General features: G+C 61.7%; 19 protein-coding genes. 10 read left to right on the top strand and 9 right to left on the bottom strand.

Annotated features, from left to right (window positions below; all coding sequences use genetic code 11):
* The first annotated feature begins 77 nt into the window (after nucleotides 1-77).
* The 3 genes from nusA to rbfA all read left to right on the top strand — a co-directional run bounded on the left by nusA (nucleotide 78) and on the right by rbfA (nucleotide 4,179).
* Complete coding sequence (nusA, locus tag AC3RLQ_RS11630) at nucleotides 78-1,343, top strand: transcription termination factor NusA (protein WP_493037212.1); 1,266 nt, start codon at nucleotides 78-80, stop codon at nucleotides 1,341-1,343.
* Between the two features lie 92 nt (nucleotides 1,344-1,435).
* On the top strand, nucleotides 1,436-3,682 hold the full coding sequence (gene infB, locus AC3RLQ_RS11625; RefSeq protein ID WP_493037210.1) for a translation initiation factor IF-2: 2,247 nt from the start codon (nucleotides 1,436-1,438) through the stop codon (nucleotides 3,680-3,682).
* A gap of 89 nt (nucleotides 3,683-3,771) precedes the next feature.
* On the top strand, nucleotides 3,772-4,179 hold the full coding sequence (rbfA, locus tag AC3RLQ_RS11620; protein ID WP_461527710.1) for a 30S ribosome-binding factor RbfA: 408 nt from the start codon (nucleotides 3,772-3,774) through the stop codon (nucleotides 4,177-4,179).
* A 901-nt stretch (nucleotides 4,180-5,080) separates the two neighbouring features.
* Here rbfA and AC3RLQ_RS11615 read toward each other — a convergent pair.
* Complete coding sequence (locus AC3RLQ_RS11615) at nucleotides 5,081-6,046, bottom strand: hypothetical protein (RefSeq protein ID WP_493037208.1); 966 nt, start codon at nucleotides 6,044-6,046, stop codon at nucleotides 5,081-5,083.
* A gap of 210 nt (nucleotides 6,047-6,256) precedes the next feature.
* On the opposite strand from AC3RLQ_RS11615, the gene AC3RLQ_RS11610 reads away from it, so the two are divergent.
* The 5 genes from AC3RLQ_RS11610 (at nucleotide 6,257) to AC3RLQ_RS11590 (ending at nucleotide 10,602) form a co-directional block, all read left to right on the top strand.
* Nucleotides 6,257-6,697 carry a hypothetical protein gene (locus tag AC3RLQ_RS11610; protein WP_493037206.1) on the top strand — a complete coding sequence of 147 codons (441 nt, stop codon included), beginning with the start codon at nucleotides 6,257-6,259 and terminating at the stop codon, nucleotides 6,695-6,697.
* A gap of 188 nt (nucleotides 6,698-6,885) precedes the next feature.
* Nucleotides 6,886-7,998 (top strand): hypothetical protein, encoded by a 1,113-nt coding sequence (locus tag AC3RLQ_RS11605; RefSeq protein ID WP_493037204.1) that lies wholly within the window; start codon nucleotides 6,886-6,888, stop codon nucleotides 7,996-7,998.
* A gap of 347 nt (nucleotides 7,999-8,345) precedes the next feature.
* Complete coding sequence (locus tag AC3RLQ_RS11600) at nucleotides 8,346-9,119, top strand: SDR family NAD(P)-dependent oxidoreductase (RefSeq protein WP_493037202.1); 774 nt, start codon at nucleotides 8,346-8,348, stop codon at nucleotides 9,117-9,119.
* 44 nt (nucleotides 9,120-9,163) lie between these two features.
* A complete protein-coding gene (locus tag AC3RLQ_RS11595; protein WP_493037200.1) occupies nucleotides 9,164-9,430 on the top strand; it encodes a hypothetical protein in 267 nt (88 codons plus the stop codon).
* A 119-nt stretch (nucleotides 9,431-9,549) separates the two neighbouring features.
* Entirely contained in the window at nucleotides 9,550-10,602 is a 1,053-nt protein-coding gene (locus tag AC3RLQ_RS11590) for a sialidase family protein (protein ID WP_493037198.1), read from the top strand.
* Between the two features lie 20 nt (nucleotides 10,603-10,622).
* On the opposite strand, the gene AC3RLQ_RS11585 is transcribed toward AC3RLQ_RS11590, so the two are convergent.
* The 6 genes from AC3RLQ_RS11585 to AC3RLQ_RS11560 form a co-directional block, all read right to left on the bottom strand.
* On the bottom strand, nucleotides 10,623-11,366 hold the full coding sequence (locus tag AC3RLQ_RS11585; protein ID WP_487689465.1) for a PaeR7I family type II restriction endonuclease: 744 nt from the start codon (nucleotides 11,364-11,366) through the stop codon (nucleotides 10,623-10,625).
* A gap of 8 nt (nucleotides 11,367-11,374) precedes the next feature.
* Nucleotides 11,375-13,087 (bottom strand): Eco57I restriction-modification methylase domain-containing protein, encoded by a 1,713-nt coding sequence (locus AC3RLQ_RS11580; RefSeq protein WP_487689468.1) that lies wholly within the window; start codon nucleotides 13,085-13,087, stop codon nucleotides 11,375-11,377.
* A 116-nt stretch (nucleotides 13,088-13,203) separates the two neighbouring features.
* Nucleotides 13,204-13,371, bottom strand: coding sequence for a hypothetical protein (locus AC3RLQ_RS11575; protein ID WP_493037195.1), 168 nt, complete (start codon nucleotides 13,369-13,371; stop codon nucleotides 13,204-13,206).
* Nucleotides 13,372-13,603: 232 nt separating this feature from the next.
* The gene (locus AC3RLQ_RS11570) at nucleotides 13,604-15,313 is read right to left on the bottom strand and encodes a DUF3987 domain-containing protein (protein ID WP_493037193.1); all 1,710 of its coding nucleotides are present in this window, start codon (nucleotides 15,311-15,313) and stop codon (nucleotides 13,604-13,606) included.
* 50 nt (nucleotides 15,314-15,363) lie between these two features.
* A complete protein-coding gene (locus AC3RLQ_RS11565) occupies nucleotides 15,364-16,413 on the bottom strand; it encodes a hypothetical protein (protein ID WP_493037191.1) in 1,050 nt (349 codons plus the stop codon).
* A gap of 31 nt (nucleotides 16,414-16,444) precedes the next feature.
* Nucleotides 16,445-16,777, bottom strand: a complete 333-nt coding sequence (locus tag AC3RLQ_RS11560; RefSeq protein ID WP_493037189.1) for a helix-turn-helix domain-containing protein — start codon at nucleotides 16,775-16,777, stop codon at nucleotides 16,445-16,447.
* A gap of 463 nt (nucleotides 16,778-17,240) precedes the next feature.
* On the opposite strand from AC3RLQ_RS11560, the gene AC3RLQ_RS11555 reads away from it, so the two are divergent.
* Nucleotides 17,241-17,999, top strand: coding sequence for a transglutaminase domain-containing protein (locus tag AC3RLQ_RS11555; protein ID WP_493037187.1), 759 nt, complete (start codon nucleotides 17,241-17,243; stop codon nucleotides 17,997-17,999).
* Between the two features lie 99 nt (nucleotides 18,000-18,098).
* On the top strand, nucleotides 18,099-18,533 hold the full coding sequence (locus AC3RLQ_RS11550) for a hypothetical protein (protein WP_493037185.1): 435 nt from the start codon (nucleotides 18,099-18,101) through the stop codon (nucleotides 18,531-18,533).
* A gap of 31 nt (nucleotides 18,534-18,564) precedes the next feature.
* Here AC3RLQ_RS11550 and AC3RLQ_RS11545 read toward each other — a convergent pair whose 3' ends face one another.
* Complete coding sequence (locus AC3RLQ_RS11545) at nucleotides 18,565-24,105, bottom strand: hypothetical protein (protein ID WP_493037183.1); 5,541 nt, start codon at nucleotides 24,103-24,105, stop codon at nucleotides 18,565-18,567.
* A gap of 94 nt (nucleotides 24,106-24,199) precedes the next feature.
* Complete coding sequence (locus tag AC3RLQ_RS11540) at nucleotides 24,200-25,930, bottom strand: ABC transporter ATP-binding protein/permease (protein WP_493037181.1); 1,731 nt, start codon at nucleotides 25,928-25,930, stop codon at nucleotides 24,200-24,202.
* Nucleotides 25,931-25,952: the final 22 nt, after the last annotated feature.

Genomic DNA, 25,952 nt, shown 5'->3' with positions numbered 1-25,952 from the left:
CGGACAGAATTAGCGTTTTCACGGCGAGAGTGGGGTCCTCCCCGCTCTTTTTTGTCTGGTGAAAACACGAATTTCATATGATCAGCGAACTCAAAGCCCTCTTCGACTATTACGAGAAAGAGAAAGGAATCGACCGAACCAAAATGGTCGAGGCCCTGTCACAGGCATTGCTCGCCGCCTCCAAGAAAAGCATCGGTCCCGCCCGGGAACTGCGCATCGACATTGACCCTGACAAGGGAACCATCAAAGCCTTCGCCAAACTGATCGCGGTGGAGACTGTCACCAACCGCTGGGAGGAGCTCCCGCTCGAAACGGCCAAGCGCTTCAAGAAGAGCGCCGTGCTGGGGGATGAGATCGAAGTCGAAGTCACGCCCAACAACATGGGCCGTATCGCCGCGCAGACGGCCAAGCAGACGATGCTGCAGCGCCTCCGCATGGCGGAGAAAGAAAATCTGTACGAAGAATTCAAGGACCGCACCGGTGACGTCGTCAGCGGCGTGGTGCGCCGCTTTGAAAAGTCCGACGTGATCGTGGACCTCGGCAAGTTTGAAGGCGTGATGACCTCCAAGGAGCGTGTGTCCACCGAGGACTACACCCCCGGAGACCGCATGCGCTTCTATGTGAAAGCCGTGGAAAAGGACAGCGGCCGCGGCCCTGAGATCATCCTTTCCCGTGCGCATCCGAATTTCGTGCGCCGCCTGTTTGAATTTGAAGTCAGCGAAATCGGTGACCGCACCGTGGAGATCGCCAGCATCGCCCGTGAAGCCGGCTACCGCACCAAGGTGGCGGTGCACAGCGCCGACGAAAAGGTGGACCCCGTGGGTGCCTGCGTCGGTCTGCGTGGCGCACGCGTAAAGAATATTGTAAGAGAGCTGAACAACGAGAAGGTGGACATCATCCGCTGGAAGTCGGACCCCGCCGAGTTCGTGCGTGAAGCCCTCAAGCCGATCAAGGTCCTCTCCATCTCCGTGAACACGGACAAGAAGGAAGCGCGCCTGACCGTCAGCGACGAAGACCTCTCGAAGGCCATCGGTCGCCGCGGCCAGAATGCGCGCCTGACTTCCCGCCTCGTGGGCATGGATCTCGTCATCGAGAAGGATGAACACGCCGCCGAGGTCTTCGAAGGCCAGATGGGCAGCGCGGTGCATCATCTCGTGGACGCCCTTGGCATCACCGAGGATGTGGCCCGCCAGCTGACCCAAGGCGGCATGGGTGATCTCAAAACTCTGGCCACCGGGGTGGATGTCTCTGACATCGCCGAGGTGCTGGATGGCGACCAAGCCCTGGCCCAGCAGATTTTCGACAAAGCCGCAGCACATGCTTCCTCTCCTTCCAAGGAGTAGCCCCTGTGCCGCCATGACAACGATTTCAAACCAACCCCCAACTCACGACCAGCCAGCCTCCCACGCCGCTCGCCCGATCTTCTCATTCTCTCATGCCCAGCAAACCCTCCTCCGCCAAAAAGAGCAAGTCCCCCACCGACGAGGTCGTTGAGGCGGCTGTGCCTGCCGATAGCGCCACTCCCAAAAAAGAAGCCAAAGGGAAGGTGCTGTCGTTGATTGAGGAAAAGAAGCCCCGGAGCAGAGGGCCGGTCAGAGGGGGCAATGCCTTGCCGCCCCTGGGAGCCAAAAAAGTCGTGGAGCCTGTGCCTGAGCCACAGCCCGTCGTCCCCGCCAAGCCCACGCTGGACGAGCGCAAAGCCGCCGCGCTGAACCTCTTTGAGGATGATGAGAAGCCGAAGGTGCGCCGCCGCCCGGTGGACGAAAACGCCCAGCACAACGCGCTGCCGCCCATCTCCCTGCTGAACGACCCCACTCCGCCGAAGCCGATCGTCCCGATCGTGCATGCCCCTCCTGCCGAGGTGGTGGTGCCGGAGTTTGAGGTCAGTGAGAGCGGTGAAAAAATCATCCACCTGAAGCCGCCGATCGTGGTGAAGGATCTGGCGGACAAGATGGGCCTCAAGCCCTTCAAGATCATTTCCGAACTCATCGCGTTCAAGGTTTTCGCCAGCGCGGACAAGGCCATCGACATCGAGATCGCCGAGAAAATCTGTGAGAAGCACGGCTTCAAGCTGGAGCGCGACAAGCGCGAAAAAGGCGGCGGCGTCCACAAGGTGGAAGAAGTCATCGTCGAGCCTGTGGCCCAGGTCGTTGAAGAGGTGGAGGAGGACAAACTGGAGCTCCGCGCCCCGATCATCACCTTCATGGGTCACGTTGACCATGGCAAGACCTCCCTCCTGGATGCTCTGCGCAAGACGCAGGTCACCTCCGGTGAAGCCGGCGGCATCACGCAGCACATCGGCGCCTACTGCATCTGGCACAACGGCAAGCCCATCACCTTCATCGACACCCCCGGCCATGCCGCCTTCTCGGCCATGCGCGCCCGTGGTGCCAAAGTCACGGACATCGTGGTGCTCGTCATCGCTGCCGATGACGGCATCATGCCGCAGACCAAAGAAGCGCTCAGCCATGCGAAAGCCGCTGGCGTGCAGCTCATGGTCGCGCTGAACAAATGTGACCTTCCTACTGCCAACGTGCTGCGCGTAAAAAGCCAGCTGCAGGACATCGGACTCGCGCCGGTGGACTGGGGTGGTGAGATCGAAGTCATGGAAGTCTCCGCCAAGAGCGGGCTCGGACTCGACAACCTGCTCGAAACCATGTCCCTCCAGGCCGAAGTGCTGGAGCTCAAGGCGGACCCCAAGGCGTCCCCTCGTGCCACGGTCATCGAATCCTCCATGGTGGCCGGCAAAGGCCCTGTGGCCACGGTCATCGTCGGCCAGGGCACGCTCAAGGTCGGCCAGGCCTTCATCTGCGGCCCGCTCTGGGGCAAGGTCAAGGCGATCATCAACGACCGCGGCGAGTCCATCAAGGAAGTGCTTCCGGGCATGCCCTGCGAAGTCATCGGCTTCAGCGACATGCCGCATGTGGGCGACGAAGTCGTCGTCATGAACAGCGAGCGCGACGTGAAGAAGCTCAGCGAAGAGCGCCTGGAGGAGATCCGCCAGAAGAAGCTCAACGTGCCGCGCCGCTCCACCCTGGAGCATCTCTTTGCCAGCATCGAGGACAGCAACAAGAAGGCCCTCAAAATTGTCCTCAAGTGCGACGTGCAGGGCTCCGTGGAAGCGGTGGCCAAGTGCCTCACCGACATCAAGAGCGACAAGTGCAACCTCGACATCCTGCATCAGGAAGTCGGCGCCATCAACGAGTCCGACGTCCTCCTGGCCAGCGCCTCGGACGCCATCATCATCGGCTTCAACGTCAAGGTGGAGAACAAGGCCCTCACCGTGGCGAAGCGCGAGACGGTGCAGATCAAGCTCTACTCCATCATCTACGAACTCATCGATCAGGTGAAGGAAGCCATGGCCGGATTGCTCGATCCGATCACCCGCGAGAAGGTCATCGGCCACGCCCGCGTGAAGCAGGTCTTCAAGGTCAACAAGGGCTTCGTCGGCGGCTCCGTCGTCACCGACGGTGTCATGAACCGCAAGCAGCGCGCCCGCGTGCTGCGTGGCGGCCAGGCTGTGTATGACGGCGGCTTTGAAACGCTGCGCCGCTTCACGGACGAAGTCAACGAAGTCCGCAACGGCATGGAGTGCGGCATCAAGCTCTCCGGCTTCAGCGACTACGAAGAAAACGACGTCATCGAGTGCTACGAACTCGAAAAAATCGCCCAAACTCTCTGATCCAGCCCGTCGTATCAGGTTTCAGGTCATGAGCGTGCCATTCACGCTTCTGACCGGAACCTGAAATCTGCCCCCTTTCAACTGCCCCTATGTCCCTCCGAGTCGATAAAGTACGCGAGCTCATTCGTCGTGAGCTCAGCACCATCCTCGAGAAGGATTTCCGCAACGAAGGCTGTCTCGTGACCATTCATGACGTCAGCCCCACGCCGGACATGCGGCAGTGCTTTGTGTACGTGGGTGTCATCGGCAAGCCGCACCAGCAGGACGCCGCCCTGGCCAAGCTCGTGAAGGCCCGTGGCTTCATCCAGCGGGATCTCTACAAGCGCGTGAAACTGCGCAGCAGCCCCCAGCTCTTCTTCCGCCTCGACAAATCCGTCGAGCGTGGCGTGCCGCTGCTGAACATCATCGACAATCTCCCCCCGCCGCTGCCGGATCTTCCGGTGGAAGGTGAGGAAGAGAAGAAGGACGGTGCCGCAGAAGGCAAGGCCGGGGAGTAAGCAGGGAAGGGTATGGGCCGCGAAGCCGCGAAGTCCGTACCAGGAGCGCTGGTTTTTAACCGGCTCTGGAATGCGCTCCGCCACGAGGGCAAACGCCGCATCTCCGCCACCGCCTCCTTCCATGTCCAAGCACCACGGACGCTCGCTGCCTGCCAGTGAACATCTTCAAAATACGGACCAGGCAGTGGAACTCATGTGCCCGGTACAAGTGTCACCCATGTTCCTGTTCAAACCATAATGCCTGGCATGAATGGCACTCGGTTAAGAGCATGAATCGTGGGTTTTGAATGCTGGCGGGAATTGAGCCGCGCGGCGATCTGTACTGGGAGCGCCGGTTTTTAACCGGCTCTGGCTCCTGCCCCCTGAGGTAGAAACAACCCACCCATCTCACGTCAGCCTCATTCGCTTTCGAGGGCACAGGGACATTCGCCCAGAGCCGATAAAATATCGGCGCTCCCAGTGGGCGCTGTTCCCAGCGACGTGGCAGACCAGCGAAAATAACGATCACCCACCTTAACCGAGTGCCATTCATGCCCGGCATCTTTTGCCCTCTCCCCGCCGCTGCCGGATCTTCCGGTGGAAGGTGAGGAAGTGAAGAAGGACGGTGCCGCAGAAGGCAAGGCCGGGGAGTAGGCAGGGAAGGGATGGGCCGCGAAGTCCGTACTGGGAGCGCCGGTTTTTAACCGGCTCTGGCTCCTGCCCCCTGAGGTAGAAACAACCCACCCGTCTCACGTCAGCCTTATTCGCTTTCGAGGGCACAGGGACATTCGCCCAGAGCCGATAAAATATCGGCGCTCCCAGTGGGCGCTGTTCCCAGCGACGTGGCAGACCAGCGAAAATAACGATCACCCGCCTTAACCGAGTGCCATTCATGCCCGGCATCTTTTGCCCGCACTTCGATCTAGGGCGCGTGGCGTTTCCTGTGCCGACTCTGAATTTCCTCCAGCTGTTCCTGGCGGTCCTGATCGTCGAGAACGGGCAGGCCGGCAAGGATCTGGCCTGCCAGGGGATTGTCTGAACGGGCGAGTGCCGACAGCGCGGAGATGGCGTTGCTGTTCGCGGCGGTGCCCGGCTGCCGGAGGTATTGTGCCAGCAGGGCTGACTTGGCGGCTGTCCATTCCGGCAAATGGAAGAGCCAGGGATAACGCAGGCAGGTGCCCCTGAGGCTGTCAGTCTGCGCCCGGGTCAGGACGGCCCAGATTTCTTGGGTGAGGTGCGGGTCGATGCTCACGCGGTCCAGCATCTGCCTGAGGGTGGCATTGAGGGCCTCTTCCTCTTTCTCCTGCAGCGATCGGAGAAACGCCGCGCGGTCCAGCAGGAGCCCCTGGGCGAATTTGAGGGCCTCTGTGCGAGTGCGCTCCGACTTCGCCGTGCGCAGTTTTTCCAGGACGGGGATCAGGCGTGTTTTGACATCGTGGGTGACCACTCCGTGGACGGCCACCAGACGGCGCGTGCTGTCGGTGTCCTCGCCTGGATGCGGGCCGTTGATGGCTTGATGGGCGAGCTTCCGCAGCGCCCAAAAAGCCGCGTCGTCGGAGCCGCTTTGCATCGTTTCTTCGAGGAAGTCGATGGAGTACCACGCCTGGAGGGCTTGCAGGGCCGCTTCGAGGGTCGGATCGGTGTATCCGTGGCTGGAGCTGGTGCCCAGGCTGTCCAGCACCTCCGGCGGAAAGCTGGAGATCACCTGCTCAAGCGCCGCCACGCCCTTGCCGGTGGCCGTGAGAGTTCGAGTCGCCTCCTCCAGCACGCGTCGCGGCTCCCCTTCGAGGCCAGGACCGGCGATCAGATGCATCACGGAGGCATGGGCCGTGGCGGCCAAGAGCCCGGGGAGGCAAATCAGACAGAGCAGTTTCATGGGGCGGGGCATGTCAGGGATGGTTCAACGAGGATGGAAAATGAGCGAAAGGCGAGGGCTGAATGGCGTGCGCCTATTCCACGCACCAGAAGAGCGTGGTCTTGGGGGGAAATGTGTGCCTTCTCCCGACCCAGAGTTTTTCCCGATCCATCACCCGCCTGGGAAACAGCCCCCCGTGCGAAATCATTGACACCTCTTCCGCCGATCCCGTATAAGCGGGGCATGGCCAGCAGCATTCGCCTTCCATCCACGGGTGCTTCGTACCGCCTCACGGCGATGCTGTCGGGTTCGGGCGCGGGCTTCAGCATGGGCCTCATCCTGATCCTGTGCGGGGGCTTGATCGCGTGCTTTGCGGTGCTCAGCGCGCAGATGCGGCAGCCTGCGCCGGTGGTGGCTACCGACCCGCTGTCGGCTGCGGACAAGGCCTTCAACGCGCGGTATTATCCACTGGTCGATTGTCCTAGGTTTGGGTTTGGGACACTGCGGCAACGATTGGGGCTCGAGCGCGGCAACTGGCATAGATACATGGGCCCGCTGCCCTACCTGGACCCGCTTCCTGAAGACCTCCCCACGGGAGATCCTTGCCCCAAGACTCCGCTCTATCCCAAGACGCCCGCGGTCACTCCTGCGGCGGATGCCCAAGGTGCCGCTGAAGTCCGGTGACAGCGGAGTGGTTGTGCCGGGATTGCGTTTCATGCTGCGAGTATTGCGTTCTGCTGATTCATGAGGTCAAAGGGCAGTGGGTGATCCGCCATTTGGTATGACAGACGTGCACGGCTGCCTACGATCCTTCCCCCCTCCATCACCTTTCGACTCCCGTCTTTTTCACACTGCGCATGCCGGTTCCTCCCATGACTCATCCCGGGCTCGCCCGCTGGACCAATCTCTTCAGTCTGTTGGTGATCGGCATCGGGGGCGCGGCCATCGCCGGATGGATCTTTGATGTGTCTTTGCTCAAGCGCATCGTGCCGGGAAGCATCGCCATGAAGTTCAATGCGGCGCTGGTCTTCCTCCTTGCGGGGCTCTCCCTGCGCGGCGCGGCGGCCTGCCGCAGCCTGTGCTGCCGGCGGATGGGGCAGATCTGCGCGGGCCTCGTCATCCTGACCGGCGGGCTCACGCTGGTGGAGCACATCTCCGGGCTGGATCTTGGCATCGACAATCGGCTGATTCAGGAGCCGGCGCGTGCGACGAGCAAGTACACCCCGGGCCGCATGTCATCGCAGACGGCCGTGAGTTTTGTATTCTTTGGCGTGGCGCTCCTGCTTTCCGCCGGCCGCAGGCGTGGCTGGTGGAATGTGGTATCCCGTGCGCTGCTGGTCTGCGTGGCCTTCCTTGCCCTGGCGAATCTGGTGGGGCACCTCTTTGGCTTCGTGTTTCAGGTGGGCATCAGCCAGATCACCGGCATGGCCATTCATACCTCGCTGGGGTTTCTGCTGCTCTGCGCGGGCCTGTATTGCGCCATGCACGAGGCCGGGCAGGCGAAGGACCTTTTGTTCAGCGAGACCACGGGCGGCATCATGGCGCGGCGGCTGCTGCCGGCGGCCATCCTGCTGCCGCTGCTGCTCGGCTGGCTCAGGATGGGCGGGAGGAATGCTGGCCTGTATGATTCGCCCGCCGGGGCGGCGTTCTTCGTCGTCTGCACCCTGGTCTTCTTCACGGTGCTCGTCCTTGCCACGGCACGCCAGCTTCACCTTCAGGACCTCGCGCGGCGTGCGGCCGTGGAGGCGCGTGATCGCACGATCGCGGAGCTGCAGCAGGCGCTGGATGAAGTCCGCACCCTGCAGGGACTGCTGCCCATGTGCGCCTGGTGCAAAAAGGTGCGCGATGATCAGGGCTACTGGGACGATGTGGCCTCCTACATCGCCAAACACACCGAGGCCAGCGTGTCCCACGGCATCTGCCCCGAGTGCAGCAAGGAGCATTTTCCCACGACGCAGCCCGCCGTCACTTCACCGGATGCATGATGCCGGGCATGAATGGCACGAAGTGAAGCGCGATGATCGTGGATTTGGAAAGCGGGGGAAACTGGGACGCCAAGGCCGTCTGTACTGGGAGCGTCGACATTCTGTCGGCTCTGGGCGAACGTCCCTGATGCGTTGATCCATGAGGAAAGGGGGCCAGTCCGTGCATCAGGGGGCCCACGCCGGAGCCGACAAAATGTCGGCGCTCCCAGCAATGATTCCATCACTCGGCAACCTCACCACAATCCGCGTTCACCCATCTTAACCGCTCGCCATCCCCCGCACGCCATCCTTTCTGATCTTTTATCTGGCATTTGCGCCGGCAGGAGTCAGCTATCGGCCCACCTCTTATGCCTGCCCAATACGCCCGTTATCCTTCGCTTGTGGACCGCACTGTTTTCATCACGGGCGGTGCGGATGGCATCGGCAGTGCGCTGGTGGAGCAGTTTGCGCGGCAGGGCAGCCGGGTGGCGTTTGTGGACAAAAACGTGGCCTATGCGCAGGCGACGATCAAGCGCTGCAAGGACGCGGACGTGGCGCATGCGCCGTTGTTTTATGAGGTCGATCTGCTGGATATCGAGGCGCTGAAGGCGGCCTGTGCGGCGGCGGTGCGGGATCTCGGCAGCGTGACCGTGCTCGTGAACAACGCCGCCAATGACGACCGCCACGAATGGCAGGACGTGACGCCCGAGTATTTTGACAACCGGATCCACACCAACCTGCGGCATTACTTCTTCGCCATCCAGGCCCTGGCGCCGCAGATGATCGCCGCTGCGCACGGCTCCGTGATCAACATCGGCTCCAGCAGCTACATGATGCAGGAGGATTTCTTTCCCGGCTACGCCATCGCCAAGTCCGCGGTGGAGGGCATCACCCGCACCATGGCTCGCACCTTAGGCCCCCATGGCGTGCGCGTGAATACCGTGCTGCCCGGCTGGGTGCCCACCGAGCGGCAGCTCACCAAATGGTGGTCGCCCGAAGGAGAGGCGGGCACGATGAGGGATCAGGCGATCAAACGCCGCATCCTGCCGGAGGAGTTTGCGCAGATAGTCCTTTTCCTCGCCGCCGACGATGGCGCCGCCTGCACCGCGCAGCAGTTCATGGTGGATGGTGGTAGGTTTTAGGGAGCATTCAAAAACAAGAACCGTGCAGCCGGAAATCCGTGTGAATGAAAACTAAGGCGACGATCCTCTGCTCGGCAGTCTTTTCTTCTGCCGCCGCAGGATTATCGTTCCTGTTCTGGCAGCTTTACGGCCATGACCTGGACTACGATGTCTACTACAACAGCACCTATGCTTACTCCGAGCACTATACCGAGGGCTTCCGGCTTTTCACCGCCGTCGCTCCGTCCCTGCCTCTTGCAGCCTTGGTCACGTGGCTGCTTTCTTGGATTCGTCGCCGGTCCGAAAGGCCGGTGAGGGCACCTCGGCAGTGATGAGCACGAGTTCCATGCAACGAAGATTTCCACATGAAACGGCGGCTGATCCAGCGTTGTAGGAAACGGTTCCGGCGGCTCCATCACCTGCTTTGGGCCCTTCATTGAATCCTTTCCTCATGCGCCACATCCTCACCACACTCGCTCTCCTGCTGCTGGGTTCCGCCCAGGCTGCGGACACACCGCCGCAGGTCACCGTCAGCAACATCCGCCGCATCTTCCACAACGGGGAGCACAATGCCTTCACGGATCTCGTGCGCTTTCGCGGCCAGCTCTACCTCTGCTTCCGCAGCTGCCCGGACGGCCACATGGTTTTCAACACCGCCTCCGCCATCGTCATGCGCAGCGCGGATGACGGCGCCACGTGGACGCAGGTGCACCGCTTTGCCGTCAAAGACCGCGACACGCGTGATCCCCACTTCCTCGTCTTCAAAGACCGGCTCTTCGTGTACACCGGCACCTGGTGGAGCGGCCCCGGCAGCATCCAGCCCAAGGACTACGACATGAACAAGATGCTCGGCTTCGCCACCTGGAGCGATGATGGCACGAAGTGGAGCGAGCCCGAGCTGCTGGAGGGCACCTTCGGCCTCTACATCTGGCGCGCCGCCGCCTCCGGTGGCAAGGCCTACCTCTGCGGCCGGCGCAAGCCCGGCTACGACATCGGCCCCAAAGGCGAGGGCGACAAGGTGCAGTCCCTCATGCTGGAAAGCGATGACGGCCTCATCTGGAAAAAGCGCGTCTACTTCACCGAAACCGCCGGAGACGAAACCGCGTTTCTCTTTGAGAAAGACGGCAGCCTGCTCGCCATCGGTCGTCATGGCGGCGGCAAGAACGCCCTCGTCATTCGCTCCCAGCCACCCTTCACCGAGTGGAGCCGCCAGAGCCTCGATCGCCCCGTGGGCGGCCCGCTCGTCGTGAAATGGGGAGAGCACACCCTCGTCGGCGGACGCAAGACCACCAAAGAGCAGGGCGCCAAGACCTCGCTCTGCTGGCTCGTCGGCGATGTCCTGCAAGAGTTCGCCGAACTCCCCAGCGGCGGCGACAATTCCTACCCCGGCTTCATCGCGCTCTCAGACAAACGCGCCCTCGTCTCCTACTACTCCAGCCACGAAAAAGACGCCGCAGGGAAGACGATCACCGCGATCTATCTCGCGGAGCTCACGCTGAAGTGAGGGCGTTTGGCCTGTTTGATTTATGGATTTGCGGCCGCTGCGCCTGCGATATGACCAGCAAAGCTTGTGATGAAACTTTTGAAACTGGTCATCTCGCTCAGTCCTGTGAATGCACCGTCGCGTGATGCCGATCTGGGTGAAGCCAGAATGGTTGCGCTGGTATAGAGCTGCTCACGAACGAGCTTTTTGCAAAGGATGTTGTATCGGTCAAGATAGGAAGCCTTCTGAAATTCAGGGAAGACCGCAAAATGTGGACATGCGTCCCGCACGGGGGTGCGTGATTCTGGTGCATCCTCCACGAGCATGAGCCACCCGACGAAGGGCTTTGCCGCTTCTTCGCCAAACGCCTTTTCACGATACGCGGTCCAAAAGTCATGAGCAGTGCCGATGGCCTCTTCGGTGCGGTTGTTGAAATTGTTTCCAAAGGATGGACCCACCTGTGACTTGAACTCCAAAGCTGCAATCAACTTTCCCTTGTTCAGTATCAGCAGGTCCCACAGCTTGGTAGGTCTGAAATACCCGGGAAGAGTCAGGACCTTGCGCTCCAAGTGAATCTCAGCATGCGAGAATCCATTGGCATGAACCAAGTCAGTCACAATCTGAATGAAGCCATCCATGTTCTTGCCGCCAGTGACCGCTCCACGGCTGCCTTGATCCACTTTGCCTGAAACAAGCTGCTTCTGAGCTGCCGATTCACGGCCACCCCAAAAAGCCTTGACCGCCAGCCGAGCCTTCTTTTCGTAGTTTACTAAATCGAGTGCCATGGAAGTCCTTAGTTTGTTGCAATCAGTTCACGCTCTTTGGAACTGAGACCAAACATTTTCGCAACGATTTTATTGCAGGCTGTTTCATCGCCGGATTCCGCTGCCGCAATCAGTGAGTCCTGCACAGATGTAGAAATGCTGGACCATTTTGGGATGCGGATACGGCGAAGGTATTGTGCCTGAAAGCGGAAGCAACCACCTCTCATCTTCGTTGAATAGGTCGCCACAAAGAGCCTTGCCAGACCAGACATCAGTACTGCCTGCAACGCTTTAAGATTCCATTCGTCTGACGTGATGAAATACAGATTGTGATGAGGGTAGAGCAGGCCTTCTTCAAAAACCACATGTGCCCGGCCCTTGATGTCGGGGATCAGGAGTTTCGGCTGACGCGCCAGACTCGGGGTGATCTTGTCGATGGTCCGATACCAGCAACCACCACCTTTCTGCGCCACATGGCGCTTCTTCAAATCTGCGCTGTGCTTTTCAAAATAGCTCTTCAACAGCGGAAATTTCTCAAGATCCACGGCCTTGCCATCATCACCAAAAGGATTGACCACTCCGAGACCATGCCAAGTCACATGACCAGCATCGATGTCTCGTGTCATCACCAAAGGCAGCTTGCGGGACGGTTCTACATCCAGTTCATCCATCTTTCCGATAAAGACACGGTCTGCGCCCGTCGCTACACCGATGCCCACTTTGCACCCAGCTTCTTCGAGCGTGGGGAAGGCAGCTTCCAGACGACGCACCAGGCCAAGTCCCTCCAGCGAGTCCTCTTCAAGAACCCATGGCTCTGATCCGCCCACAACCGCAGGCAGTTCCTTCACCGCGCCATTGAGTTCTTTGCCTGTGCCCTTCAGCTTGCTTACCAGCAGCTTCAGTCCTTCAGCATTGATCTCCGGCCTGTGCGCGACGCGTGTAATGACTCCTTTCTCTCTTGTGATGACCGTGATTGCAGGATACGCCGTCACCTCGGTGGTGAATGCCGGAGTGCCCACCATGTCCACATAATACCGTAGATGGAAGTCACGGCTGACCATCTCTCTGAGAGGCCCGCCATATTTGTTTTTCATCCAGCGGTCGGAACAGATGAAAGCCACTGAACCACCTTGATTAAGCAGGGTAAGCGCTTTCTCGATGAAGGGGACATAGAGATCGGCACGGTCATACATCGTCGAGAACTGCTGACGATACTCAAATAGCAGTTCATTGGGAATCATCTCCTGCCGCACATAGGGAGGATTCCCGACAACCACGTCAAAATGGCCCTGCATTCGCTTCAAGAGGAAGTCGTCCTGATGCAGCCATGCCTTCAAAAGCCGGTCTGCGGTTTCTGCCTCAACGTCCTGCCCAACCAAGAATTCTTTGAGCCTCTGCTTGGTGGAGTGGAAGGTATCACGGTGCACTTCGATTCCCACCAGTGCAGCTTCGAGCTGGTCAGTGTTACGCCTCCCACTCCGGCTCCATGATTTCAGCAGCCGCGAGATTACCCCTTCAAGGAAGTCCCCGTGACCAAAAGAAGGTTCAAGCACCCGCATTCCGCAAAGGTCTTTTTCTGGCGTGTAACCGACAAGGTCCAGCATGAATTCCACAACCTCAGGTCGCGTAAACACGGCACCTCTTTCCGAGCCTGCGCTCAGTGACAGGCGCTCGATTGCACCCGCCAGTAACACAGCGGGATCAAACAGACCTGGAAGAGGGGAATTGAGCGCTGAAATCATGCCGTTTTAAATGAGGCTGTTCGTTGTTCCGTCACAGCACAGAGGTTTGTTCAAAAGAACACTTTATCAACAGCCTTTTTTAAGGCGACAACTATCCTCCGTGTAAACGAGACACATCACTCAATGACCGCATCGAGCTCTGCCATGACTTCCTCGTGCGTGCAGGAGCGGGTTTTGCCGCTCTCACGGCGCTGCACGCGGGCGTCCATTTCTTCGCGCCAGTGCGCTGGCATGGCGAGGGCGCTTTGGAGGACGCTGGTGATGTCGAGGGCGTCGGTGGGCATGCGTGGAGTGTATCAGCCTGCGGCGTGGATTTCAACTGAGGATGCGGCTCCATGCTGGCCGATCCCGGAGCAAGCCGGAGGCTTGCGCTACGGCCAGGCATTCCCGCCCTCGCGCCGCGCCCAGACTGCCACATCTTCCACATTTTCAACGGGGGGTGTGTGCCACTCCCCGCGTCTGCCGGGGAGTGACTTCCACATCTTCCACAGTTTCAACGGGGGAGTGTGTGTTCGCTCACTCCCAGGTGAAGGTGTAGGTTTGCAGTTTGCCAGTTTTGCTCACCACACACTGCTGGCGTGAGACGAGGTGGGGGATGATCTCGCTGTAGAGCTTGGAGGCGGTGAGTGCGCCGAGACGCCCGGGATTGGCGGCAAAGCGGTGGGTGAGCTGGCTCCGGGTGTACACGGCCTGGCGCTGGCCGGGTTTGACACTGTGATCTCCCATGATCTGGGCCAGCAGCCATTCGGCGGTGTCGTCCACCTGAAGGCGGCGGCTCATGCCTTCGAGCTCCATCAGGGCATCGAGACAGGCGTTTTGATGCGCCTCCGCAATCTCCAGGATGTCCGGGGTGATGGTGAAGGGATCTTTGATGCTGCCTCTGGCCCAGCGGCAGGCCTGGAAGATGACGGCGAGCTTCAGGCAGCGGGCGGGGCTTTCATTGAGGCTGGAGAGGAGGTTCTCACTTCCTGTGGTATAGTCTGGTATTGATTCGCAGCGGGCGCGGTTGCGCTGCTGCAGGTCCACCCAGTAGTGTTTGGCGGCCTTGGTGAAGCTGTCCCTGCCCACGGTGCCTTTGAGGCTGGTCAGATTGCGGAAGAGGTCGGCCATGTTTTGCAGGTCGTCTCCTTCCAGGGTTTCCGGCCACCAGATCTGCCGTGCCTGCCGGGTGGCCACGTAGAAGCCAAAGCGGCGGCGCAGACCGCAGCCGGCGGCGATCTGATCCAGCCGGGCCACGCCAAAGGTGCTGCCAATGCACAGGCTCAGCGTGGCCTGCTCAATGTGGCGCTGGGACTCGCCATCGGCGTTGTTCTTGCCTTCACGCAGGAAATTCTGATGCCAGGGTGAACCATCGTAGAGGCCCAGGTAGCGTGCGGAGACCTCTCGCCCGTAGGACTGCGTCTCCCAGCTGCGCAGGATGGCGTTTCCTTCGTCCTCAAACTGCAGGCGGTGGGGCTGCTGCTCAAAGGTGTCAAACAGCGCTGAGTCGCTGGCGTTTCCTCCGATGAGATCGTCCGGTGTGAGGATGTGGCGTGCGAGCTGGACCGCTGGCAAAAAGGTGGTGCTCTTGCGCATGCCTGCGCGGCTGGCCACGAAGTTGAAAATCGTCAGCGGTTTGCGACCACCAAAGCTTAGTGTGACATTGGGAGTGAGAAGCCTGCCACACAGAGCCAGGATGGGGGCCACGATGAGGCCGTCCGGCAGTTCTGAGACATTGCGCGTGAAGTCGCGGTAATCCATGAGGATGGAATCCTCCGGGATGGGATGCTCACGTATTGTCTCACTCTCCCCCGTTGAAACTGTGGAAGAAGTGGAAGTCTGCGCCTTGGGTGTGGCGGGAGAGATACTCACCCCCGTTGAAACTGTGGAGGATGTGGAAGTCTGCGCCTTGGGTGTGGCGGGAGAGACACTCACCCCCGTTGAAACTGTGGAAGATGTGGAAGTCTCCGCGCTCGTGGCCGCAGGTGGTGCTTGCGCGCATCCTCCCGCCGAAGTGTTGGATGTTGCCGTTGTTTTCTCCTCGGCGGGCGGCTTGGGCTGGGGTTTGTACCAGTCGGGCACGGGAGCGTTCACGGGGCGCAGGTAGCTCGTCCAGTCGGCGGAAGGCCGGAAGGCGGGGCGGGCCTGGAGCTCGGCGGTGCCATCCGTGAGGACAGGGGGCGTGGCGCTGGGATTGGAGCTGGAGTTCGAATCGGAGTTTGAATTGGAATTGGAGTCAGAGTTCATGGTAGAAAAGTTGTCGGGTTCAGAGGATTCAGATGAGTGGAGATGTGGATTCATTTTCGGGTGGTGAAGAGGCCGTCGAGGATGGACTGGCGCTCGGCCTCCCGCATTTGGAGGACGTCGCCGAGGTCTTTGCAGGGCTTGGGCAGGAGGCGGGCGATGGCGTACACGCCAGCGGCCTGCAGGTCTGCCAGCCAGGAGGAGGCGGCGTCCATGCCGGCCTCGTCAGCGTCCGGAATGATGTGCACCTCCCTGCCGCGCAGCCGCTCCAGCAGCGCAGAATCCCGCGCAAAGCGGGAGCTGGCGCTGGTGGCGGCGAGGATGCTCCACGCGTGCGGCGTATCCACGAGCAGCATGGCGGCGAGGCCCTCGATGAGGCCCACCGTGCCCTCCACCAGCAGCACGTGCGTGGTTTCTCCCAGCCAGCCCTGCCCGATGAAGGCGCCCTGGGAGACGGAGAGATTGCGCGCTTTGATGCAGGTGCCGTCTCCTCTTTCCAGCGGCTGCCCGTCCAGCCGCCGCGCCTGCGCAAAGGTGCCCTCTGTGATGATGAGGCAGCGGTGCCCCTGCACCCCCGCCACACGGAGAAACCCGTGCCGGTGCGCGAGATCCACCGCATCTGGCAAGATGCTGCGCAGATCCGCCACGGTGAGGATGTCTTCCTGCGTGAGCGGGTGAAACTCCGGCCACTTTTCGCGCAGCCGGGCGGGGTCTTCGGCGGGGGTGGCGGGTGTTTGGGGAGCGGTGTGCTCTGCACGGCTCTGTGAGGAGGAACCGGCCTTGCCGGACCTGTTCTTGCCCGGGGTCTTGTTTCCCGCCTTCCCGCCCGGTGCCATCTCCGCATCCCGCAGATACCCCGCAGGCTTCCCCGCGCTGGTGGTGGCGGCGCAGTGCAGCTTGTGGCGCAGATCCTTTTCCTGCCAGGGCGGGCGGCAGTCCTTGTTCCAGTGGCTGAGCAGGGGCAGGGCCTCCTCCTCGGAGAGGTCAAAGCCGCGCACCAGCGCCACGGCGGCGCGGAAGGCGGCGGCATCCCCCCTCTGCCCGGAGATGGAGACGGGCATCCTCGCCAGATAGGCGCTGGCACGCTCGGTGTTGGATTTCATTGTGTGGTAGAATGTGGTTTTAATGAGCAGGCTAGGCGCTGGGCGTGGCTGCTGCGTTCAAGTCACCTTCCCGGGAGGAGGAGCATGAGGCAGAGGAGGAGGAGGAGGATTTTGCGCTGCCAGAGGCATTCACCTCGTGCTGCAGCAGCGCGGCCCAGACCTTGGCGGGTTCAAAGCGGCAGAAGCCGCGGATCTTGATCATGGGCACCGCCCCGCTGAGCACCCAGGTGTGCAGGGTGCGGCGGGTGATGCCGAGCCGCTGCGCCATCTCCACCTGTGTGAGCAGTTCCACCGGCGGCGGTGGCATGGGGGCTGTCTGGTCGGCGCTGAGGTCTGCGGATGCTGTTTGAATGCTGGATTTCATAAGGCTGTCGTTTTGTTGTAATGAGTTCAATGGTAGTAAGATATGATTTTAACTGGTGCCTTGTGGTATCATGCGGCCGTGCCGGGGCATGGAGATGCCGTTTGGCGCGGAGTCCGCGTGAGGTCGGGCGTGAGTGGTGGGCCGGAGGCCGTTCAGGGCCGCCGGGATTTGTGCCGGGTGCGAATGCCAGAGTTCTTCACTGCCGTCTCGCCGCCATCTCTGCCGGGGGCCGCGTTCTTCACACCGGCCGTCCTCAGGAATGAAGAAAGACTTGGGTCCGGATTTCGAAAGTCAAAAAGATTTTCCGAAAAATGCAGATTCAGCGCACAGCGTTCGGAAAGCGGATGCCAGGAAACGAAAACGTTGCACGGCATTTGGCATGCAACCAGCCATCCTTTTCACCGCGATCCATTCCGTAAAACATTCTCCCCCTACACTCATGATACTCCAAGCCAGATGCGAAATGACCGTGGAAACAACCGTTCCCGCCGCCACCGTGATGATGATCGAGCCCGTGTCCGGCCCTGCGCAGGTCATTCAACACAGCTCGGTGACGATTGATCCCATGACGCCCCACGTCAAAACCGTGGACGTGTATGGCAATGCATGCCAGCGCGTGGTATTGCCCGCAGGCACTTCCGTGATCAAGGCGGAAGTCACCGCCAGCGTGCCCGATGTCATCGATGTGGACCCCTCCGCGCCCTTCACGCCGGTGCAGGATCTGCCGGACAGCGTGCTGCACTACCTGCTGCCCAGCCGCTATTGCCAGAGCGATCTGCTGCTGGATCTCGCCACGCAGATCATCGAAAACGTCACTCCCGGGTATGCCCAGGCCGAGGCGATCCGACAATGGATCCACAACAACATCTCCTACCAGTACGGCTCCAGCGGCCCCAGCACCACGGCCATGGACACCGCCAACAGCCGCATGGGCGTGTGCCGTGACTACGCGCACCTCGGCATCGCGCTCTGCCGTGCGGTGCGCATTCCCGCCCGCATGGTGTCGGGGTATCTGTATCAGCTCGATCCCATGGACCTGCACGCGTGGTTTGAAGCCTTCGTCGGCGGCCGCTGGTACACCTTTGACGCCACGCAGGACCAGCCCCGTGGCAACCGCATCATCCTCGCCTACGGCCGCGATGCCGCAGACACCGCGCAGCTCAGCGAATACGGAAACCTGGTGATGAAAGGCATGCACGTGCAGGTGGATGCCGCGCCGTGAGTTTGGTCTCTACCTTCTCGGATGAGGAATGGCGTTGATTCTTTCATCAGGCGTCCCATCCCGGCATCCAGTTGGCGGCGCTGCTGCGTTTCCTCCAGCATGAACGAGAGCTTCCATCCTGCCTGGCGGAGTCTTCTCTCCGGTTACTCGCTGCCACCCGCCTGGGAGGCCGTCTGGGGCTGGGATGGCCGGGAGATTCAAAAGGTGCTGCTGCACAATGAGGAGTTCGGCAGCAGCGGCTACTGGACGGATTTGAGCGACCACCGCGTGGGCACCATCTCGCACTGGATGCCCATCGCCGAAAATCCCGATCAGCCGCCTCGCCCGCCGGATCGCTGGTCCAACCGCCACGACGGCCTCTCCCAGCCGCCCGAGGATTCCAGCTTCGTGTGGGCCTTCATCGGCGATGACCCGCCCCGCCGCGCCCAATACATCGACGACCACTGGCTCGATCTCGACGGCCACCTCCTCGATGCCCGCGGCCTCAAATGGCTGCGAGATCTGGAGTACACGGATGCCATGGTGCGGGCGTGAGTGGCATGCGGAGTCGGTGACTGGCGGACGCTTATCTAAGCGACGGCCCGGGGCCTCGAAAAGGCGCAGACCGCTCACTTGCGCGGAAGGGAATGAGAGGAGGAGGGGTGAGGTAGTTCACATAGATCGTCCGCAGCGCGGCGACGGCGGAGGGTGAGAGCCGCAGGAAATCTCTGGCATGGGCCGCAGCGAAAGCGACGAGCGGCGCGGGACCGGTGTTGGGGCTGTACTCTTCCCCCGGGTACATGCGGATGCACTCGGTGCTTTTCAGCAGGGTCAGCGTGAGCTGGATGCCAAAGGTCTGCTCAGGCTCGGCCAGGAGCCGCTGCTGCAGCCATTTCGCATCTTGATCTTCCCGTTTCACGAGGTTGATGATCCTGAGCAGGAGCGTCGTGTTTTTGGAGTTGCGGCCTGTGCCCACCACGAAGTCATTGAAGTGCTCCGCATCGGCCAGCAAGGGGCTGCGCGTGAAGATCGCCGCGATGTATTCGCGGCTGGGTTTGATGGGGTAATCGGTCATCTTGCTGGCAAAGCCCTCCGTCCACGCCGCATCGAGCTGCAGGTTCTCACTTTCAGCCAGACGCATGCACGTGGCGAGGAGCTGCGGCACCTGGCCCAAAGACTGAATGAAGCGAGCGACGGGCGTGGTCGAGATCTGGCCTAAAAACCGTTGCTGCTCATCCTCCGGCGTCTGGCGCATGAGTTCACACATATGGAGGACCACCTGCTCCACTTTGGCAGGATGCCGCCGTGCGGCCTGGGCCAGCAGCGGCGGGTACTGCCAGTAGAAAGCATCCACCTTCATGCCCACATCGGCCCATTCCTTGGCGGCCAGAAGGCGGTCCAGCTCAGGCACAAGGTCATCCGCCTCAGCCGCCAGAAACGGCTGCAGCGCCCTGGCAAGACCAGCGTCCAGCTTTGACACATCCGGATAGTCCGGCAGCTCCTTGCGCAGCATCAGCGAGAACGCCCGGCGCTGCGCCGGTGGTATGGCCGCCAGCTCCGCCTGCCGCCGCGTCAGCACTTCACGCAGCAGCTCATCGCGCTTGTCCAGGTCCAGACCATGCTGAAGGACGTTGGTCCGGCTCAGGGCCAGGAGGGCCGCGAAGATCTCGCTGCCCAGCGTTTGCGGCTGGCGCGCTGCCAGCAGCGGGCGCAGCGGCGGCACTGGCTTGGCACTGCTCATCCCATTGTTTTTCCTGAATTCTCGCAGTTGTTCAGTCAGGCTGCTGATCCAGGTGTTGGGCTCGCCGTAGGGCGAGAGGATGTAGTTGCGCCAGCCTGGCGCGTCGGCCAGAAAGCCGAGGTTTTCAGCCAGAGTGATGATCGCTTCAGGTGATCTCAGCATCTCCGATGTCACCAGCTCACGGGCCACCGGAGCGAACTCGTACGGCCCGCAGAGCAGTCCTTCCTCCAAAGCCAGCGGCAGCAGGCAGAAGAGCGTGGGATCACGCAGGGCGCCCTTCAGCCAGTCTGAAAAATTTGGCACGTATGATGTCGTTTCCTCAGGATCAGAGCTGCGGTAGCGCGCTAGTTTGGCATGCCATGCCTTGATCAAGCGCTGCCGCACTACGGGATCGCTGCTGATCATCAGATCACGCAGCATTTTGACACAGGTGATGGCCTCGTCCTGACGCTTCGCTTTGACCAGCAGGGTGAGGTAGCGTGTCAGCGTCTCGGGCACGGCGCCGCGCTTCAGTTCGGCGCGTGCCAGATCGCTTTTGAGCAGAGTCTCGCTCAGGTCCACCCGCAGCGCGCGCCACTGCCACACATTCAGCACCTCGTTAAAGCTTTTCACCGGGGGATACTCCTGTCTCGGGCGCGTCGCCAGCCAGGCGACTGCCGCAGCAGGGTAGTCCGGCTCAGGCACGGTGAAGAGGCGTGCGTAAAGCCGGGCGCCGGTGGCCGCAGGGGAGCCCAGCGCTTGATTGATGAGCGGCAGGAACTCCGTTTCAAAACTCTTGAAGTCCTTTTTCTGCGCGGCGCTTCGCACCAGGATCGTCATGGGGCTGGGCACCGCGATGGAGCCTGGCCCTGCAAAGAGTTCACCACCACCCACAGGATTCAGCCATGATCGCAGCGGCGCCCAGGCCTGCGGATCACGCAGCAGGGCCGCCGCGTGCTGCGCGCATTCGCTGAGATCTCCGCCGTCATGGATGACCAGTGAGGCCAGCGCCGCCAGGGCGGAGGGCTGCTCCTCTGGCAGTCGCAAGAGGGCGCGGCAGAGATCGTCGTGCGCCTGGCGTGCCTCCCTCATGGCCTCGGCATTCGCGCCTTCCACCGTGAAGTGGTCTGGATGATCGCTGGCTTGATTGAGCGGTGGGAAACGCCTGGGCTCATCGGCTGCGCCATACCGCGTCATCTGAATCAGGCTGCTGCAGATGGATTGATTCAGCAGCGGAGCCAGATCGGCGGCATTCTCCGTGGAGTTGATCCAGCGGGTGATCAGCCGCGCCACTGCAGCCCGGTGCGCGGCGGGTTCATGCCCATTCACCAGCATGGCAAGCGGTGAGCCATCATAATCGGAGGCCACCACCGACTGCAGGCGTATCGAGCGCAAGTAGACCAGCGCCGTGGCGGGGTCGTTCTCTACAAGACAAGCGGCGGCATACACTCGTGGCCGGATGGCATTGACGTCACGCCTCGCCATCTCGGTGTACATTTCCCGGGCTGCCGCTTCATCGCCAAAGTTGATGAGGGTGTCTGCGTAGCGCAGCAGTTCGGCTTCGCCGCTGTCAGCATCGGGCTTGATGGCCTGCAGCAGCAGCTTGAGTGCTTCCGGGCCACCCAGCAGAGTCTCCATCTCCTCCCGGGAGTAGGTGCCGCCATCCGCACGGCTCCAGGACCAGCTCCTGCCCACCTCGGCGATGGCAGGCAGATTGCGCGCCTTGAGCACGTCGATCATGCGCTGCGTTGCCTCGTTGAAGCGTGCTTGCTGCTGGTTGTAGGCGGCATTGCGGGAGTAGGGCGACAAATCCGCTTTGGCAAACCGGGCCAGCTGGGCCTGGCGTTCGCTTTCCGCTATCTTCTCCAAATCCGCAGGAGTTCCGATGGTGCTCAGGGCTCTGTGGGCCCTTTCGGTGGAGGCCGGGTGCAGTTCGGCGCCCTCCAGCCTTTGAATGGAAGCGATCACAAAAGTCCGCAGCGGGTCGCTGAGTTTTCCCGTGGAGTGGTCGATCGATTGCAGCACGTATTTGTCGATGCTGCGGAGCTGGCCGGCATCCCGCACCAGTGCGCTGGCAGCGGCCAGATGCTTGAGCGCACCCACCGTGTCGTTCCGTACGCGTGCCAGCCAGGTTGCCAGCATATGGTCAGCCAAAGTCGGCTGGGGCTGGGCGAAGCGCCGCTGCATCTCCTCATCGATTTCTGAAAAATCAGCGAGGCAGAGCTCCAGCGTCAGCCGGACCTCCGTTTCGTAAACCTGGGCCAGCCTGGCGTGGACTATGGCCTGGGCGGGCTCGCGCGACCTGCGTGCCTTTTCCCACCACGCCCCCTCCGCCGCCACTGCGGCCAGCACCGGATGGGTGATGCCCAGCTCAGTCACTGGCTCCGGCAAGGATGCATCTGCCGACACGACCGGGGGCAGGCCTGAAGGTGCTGCCACGGCGGGCGCAGATGTTTTGGCGAGCGCACGCATCAGACGGATGGCATCCTCCAGGTCATTCATCCGAACGGCGGCACCAATGATGGAGATCGCCACTTTGGCTCGTTCGTCCGGGCTGCTCGCAGGCGCTTGCAGGGCCAGATCCACCGCCCGTGCAAGGATGCGCAGCTCCTCTGCCGAGGCCGCCACCACCGAATTCTTTGCCCCTGGACCATCGCGAGGTGGCAGCAGACCCAGCAGCGTGTTGATGGTCTTAGGGCAGGAGGGGATCTGATCCGCCAGCTTCAGCGCCAGTGCCCGCCGTGCCGCTGCCGAATCCGGCTGCGCAGCAGGCGCAGGCACCCCTGCCTCCAGCGCCACTGCCGCATGATACGCCCGGCACGCGGCGATGAAGGACAGATGCGGAAAGGACTCACGAAAAAGCTCCACCTCAGCGTCCAGCACCTCCAGAGGCAGCCTGTCGCCATACACTGCATCAAGCAGCCGCGCCGCATGCAGCGCCAGATCACGTGGGTGGCGGGACAGCACGCCCGGCGGCTCCATGCCCGCTGGATCCAGCAGCACCTCAGGCGGCTCCAGCCCGCCTGCCACCAGCGCCTTTTCCGCCTCTGCACGGCGCGCGGCAGCCACGCGGGGAAGGAGATTTTGCAGATGAGCGAGGGCGAGGTGCTTGGCATCGAGCAGCGTTTCTGGCAGCGCGATGAAGGCTGCCGGCGGGGCGTCCTCCACCTGCGTAAACGCGTAGCACGCGCTGTAACCGATGCTGTTCCGCCGGTAAATGTAGGCACTCATCCGCACTTTCCGGCTGTGCATGATCCCCAGCGTTCCTGGCGGAAGCGCAAGCCCCTTCGGCGAATCGTCATTGTAAACGGGGTGGAAAAACCGGCCGTGGAGATCCCCGCGGAACCTCCCGCCAAACCAGGGCGACTCATCCACCGGCATCTCCGCTGCCTGCGTGATCATCGCCATGAAGGCCGTGACCGCCGCCTCATGCTCTCCCATTTCCTCCAGAGCCACGGCACGCAGGTGCTGCATCTGGTAGTTCGTGGCATGAGCCACCAGCGCCTGGTCCAGCAGGTGCGCCGCGGCCCTCCAGTGCTGGCTGCGCGCCAGCGCATCCGCCGTGGCCAGCACCAGCTCCGGGTCCGCATCCGGCGGCGGCGTGAAGCCCTCCAGCACTGCCAGCGCCTTGGTTTCCTCGTCACAGTCCAGCCGTATCAGGCAGCGCAGCAGCTTCGTGCTTGCAGATTTCTCCAGCTTGTCCACCTCATCCAGCGTGCGCAGCGCCTCCGTCAGGAGGCCGAACCCAGCCTCACGCCGGGCGATCTCCAGCCGCAGCAGCGCGTCCTTCGGGCGCAGCTTGGCCGCCTTGTACACGCAGCGGCGGCTCTCCTCTTCCTCCCCGGCGCGGGCCTGCACCACGCCCAGCTCCAGCCACCCGTAGGCATCATTGGGCTCCTCCTTCATCTTCTTCACCATGGCATCCCGCAGCCCGCGCAGCCGGCCATTCTCCTGCAGCACCATGGCGAGCTGACGCAGGCATTCCAGCCGCGCATGTGGCGGGGAGGGCAGTTCATAAAGCTGCCTCAACACGGCCTCTTCATCATCATAATACCTGCCTTTGCTGAAAGCGCGCGCCAAGGCAGAGAGCGACATGCGGTCCGCCGGATGCCTTTGTGCATTCTGGCGCAGAACCGTGAGCGCCTCGGCATCACGCCCTGCTTCCTCCAGCAGCATCGCCAGCAAAACAGCCTCGCCGGGCCGCGTCTTGCCACCACTCGGCAGAGCCGAAAGCTCCGCAATGACCGAGTCCCTGGAGCCATCACGCGAGATGCTCTGCACGTAGGTGTCAAAGCCCAGTCCCGGCAGAGGACGCACACTCAAAGAGTTGCGTAGGGACGATTGCCCGTGGCCGACCTTCGGCAGAAACAACAGCGCAACGAAGGCGACGACTAAACGTGATGTCATTCCCCGATTCTCAGATGCCAGCTCCTGCTCTGCAAGACTCAAATCGCAACAGGATTGCCCACACCTAGGAAAAGTTCCGCAATGCCTTCTGCACCTACTCCCGCCTGCTCAGCACCCACTCGCCCGCGCGCTCCAGCCGCAGCACGTGCTCATGAAACGGCAGCAGTGTCTCGCGGTGGCCCACGCTGATGAAGCCGATGCCGGATTCACGGAGGAGGTTGTAGAGGCGGCTTTGATTGTTTTCGTCCAGGGCGCTGGTGGCTTCATCCAGGAAGGCGAATTTCGGCTGGCGCAGGAAGAGGCGGGCGAAGGCCACGCGCTGCTGCTCGCCCAGGGAGAGGATGTTCGTCCAGTCGATCACGCGTTCCAGATCTCCGTCCACGCGGGCGAGCACGTCGGAGAGGTTCACCTGCTCGACGATGCGGCGCACGGTGTCGTCCTCCACACTGTTGCTGTGGTCTGGGTAGCGCAGTTGATCGCGCAGGCTGCCGGGCACCATGTAGGGGCGCTGCGGGAGAAACATCAGGTGCTGCAGGGCAGGGCGCTCCAGCGCGCCCGCACCGCCGGGCCACAGTCCGGCGATGGTGCGCAGCACGGAGCTCTTGCCGCTGCCGCTCGCGCCCATGATCATGAGGCTTTGATTTGGGCCCAGCTCAAAGGTCAGCTCATGGGCCAGCACCTTGGTTTTGTCCGGCGTGAGAACGGTGAGCTTGCCCAGCTTCACCGTGCTTCCGGCTTCATCGAGCTGCTGCAGGCTCTCGCGTGCGCTGCGCTCCTCTTCCGCATCGAAGTCATCCAGATCATCCCACAGGATGCCGATGCGCTGCACTCCCGCGAGGTAGGTGCTGAGGTCTTCGAAATTGTTTGCCACGATGGACACCGCGCCGAGCACCTGCGCAAAGGATTCGATCGTCTGCGTCACCACGCCAAAGGGCGCTGAGCCGTTCATGAACATGGGCGCCACGATGAGGATGGGCAGGATGAGCGCGAGGTAGTTGTAGCTGTTGCGGAAGAAGCCCAGGTTGCGGTTCCAGAAGATGATGGTGCGCATGTTTCCCACCACGGCGGAAAGCCGGTGCACCAGGTCCCGGTGCTCGCGCTTCTCACCACGGTAAAACGCGATGGACTCCGCATTGTCGCGGATGCGCACCAGCCCGTAGCGGAAGTCGGCCTCCTTCTGGTACTTGTCGTATTGCAGGGACACCAGCCTGCGGCCGATGACGAAGCACATGAAGGTGCCAAACGCGGCATACACCAGCGCCACACTCACCAGCATGCCGGAGATGCTCCACAGCACGCCAAAGAAACCGATGAGCGTCATCACGGAGTTCACCAGCATCAGTGCGTAGGTGAGGGAGTCGGAGGTGAAGTTCCGCACGTCTTCGCTGATGCGCTGGTCCGGGTTGTCGATGCTCTCGGAGCCGCGCAGGCGGTAGTAGGCGCGGTTGTTGAAGTAGCGCTTGATCAGGTGCTGCGTCATCCATTCCCGCCACAGCAGCGCCAGCGTCTCCTGCGTCCAGCGGAAGAAGACATTGATGAGGACGGCGGCGACAAACGTGGCCGCATACCGGCCCATCGCTTCCCAGTAAGCGTGGGAATTCTTGCTCTCGATGGCCGTCATGAGATCCCGGCCCGCGTAGCTGATGAGAACGATGACGCCAACGTAGGCCACCGAGAGCGCGATCAGCAGGATCAGCCAGCCCCGCGCCTTCGCTCGTCGCTCGGATTTGAAAAACGCCCGGGTGATGGAACGAAACTGCCGCACCGTGTTGCGAAAGTTTTCTTTGGCAGCGATGCGGTTGGCCGGGGTGATGGGTTCATTCATGCAGTCATGCTTCGTTCGTAGC

The organism is Prosthecobacter sp. GW821-HT29F12, from assembly GCF_058803405.1.
The sequence above is the reverse complement of the archived record's forward strand: the minus strand, read 5'-3'. Positions and strand labels throughout refer to the sequence as shown.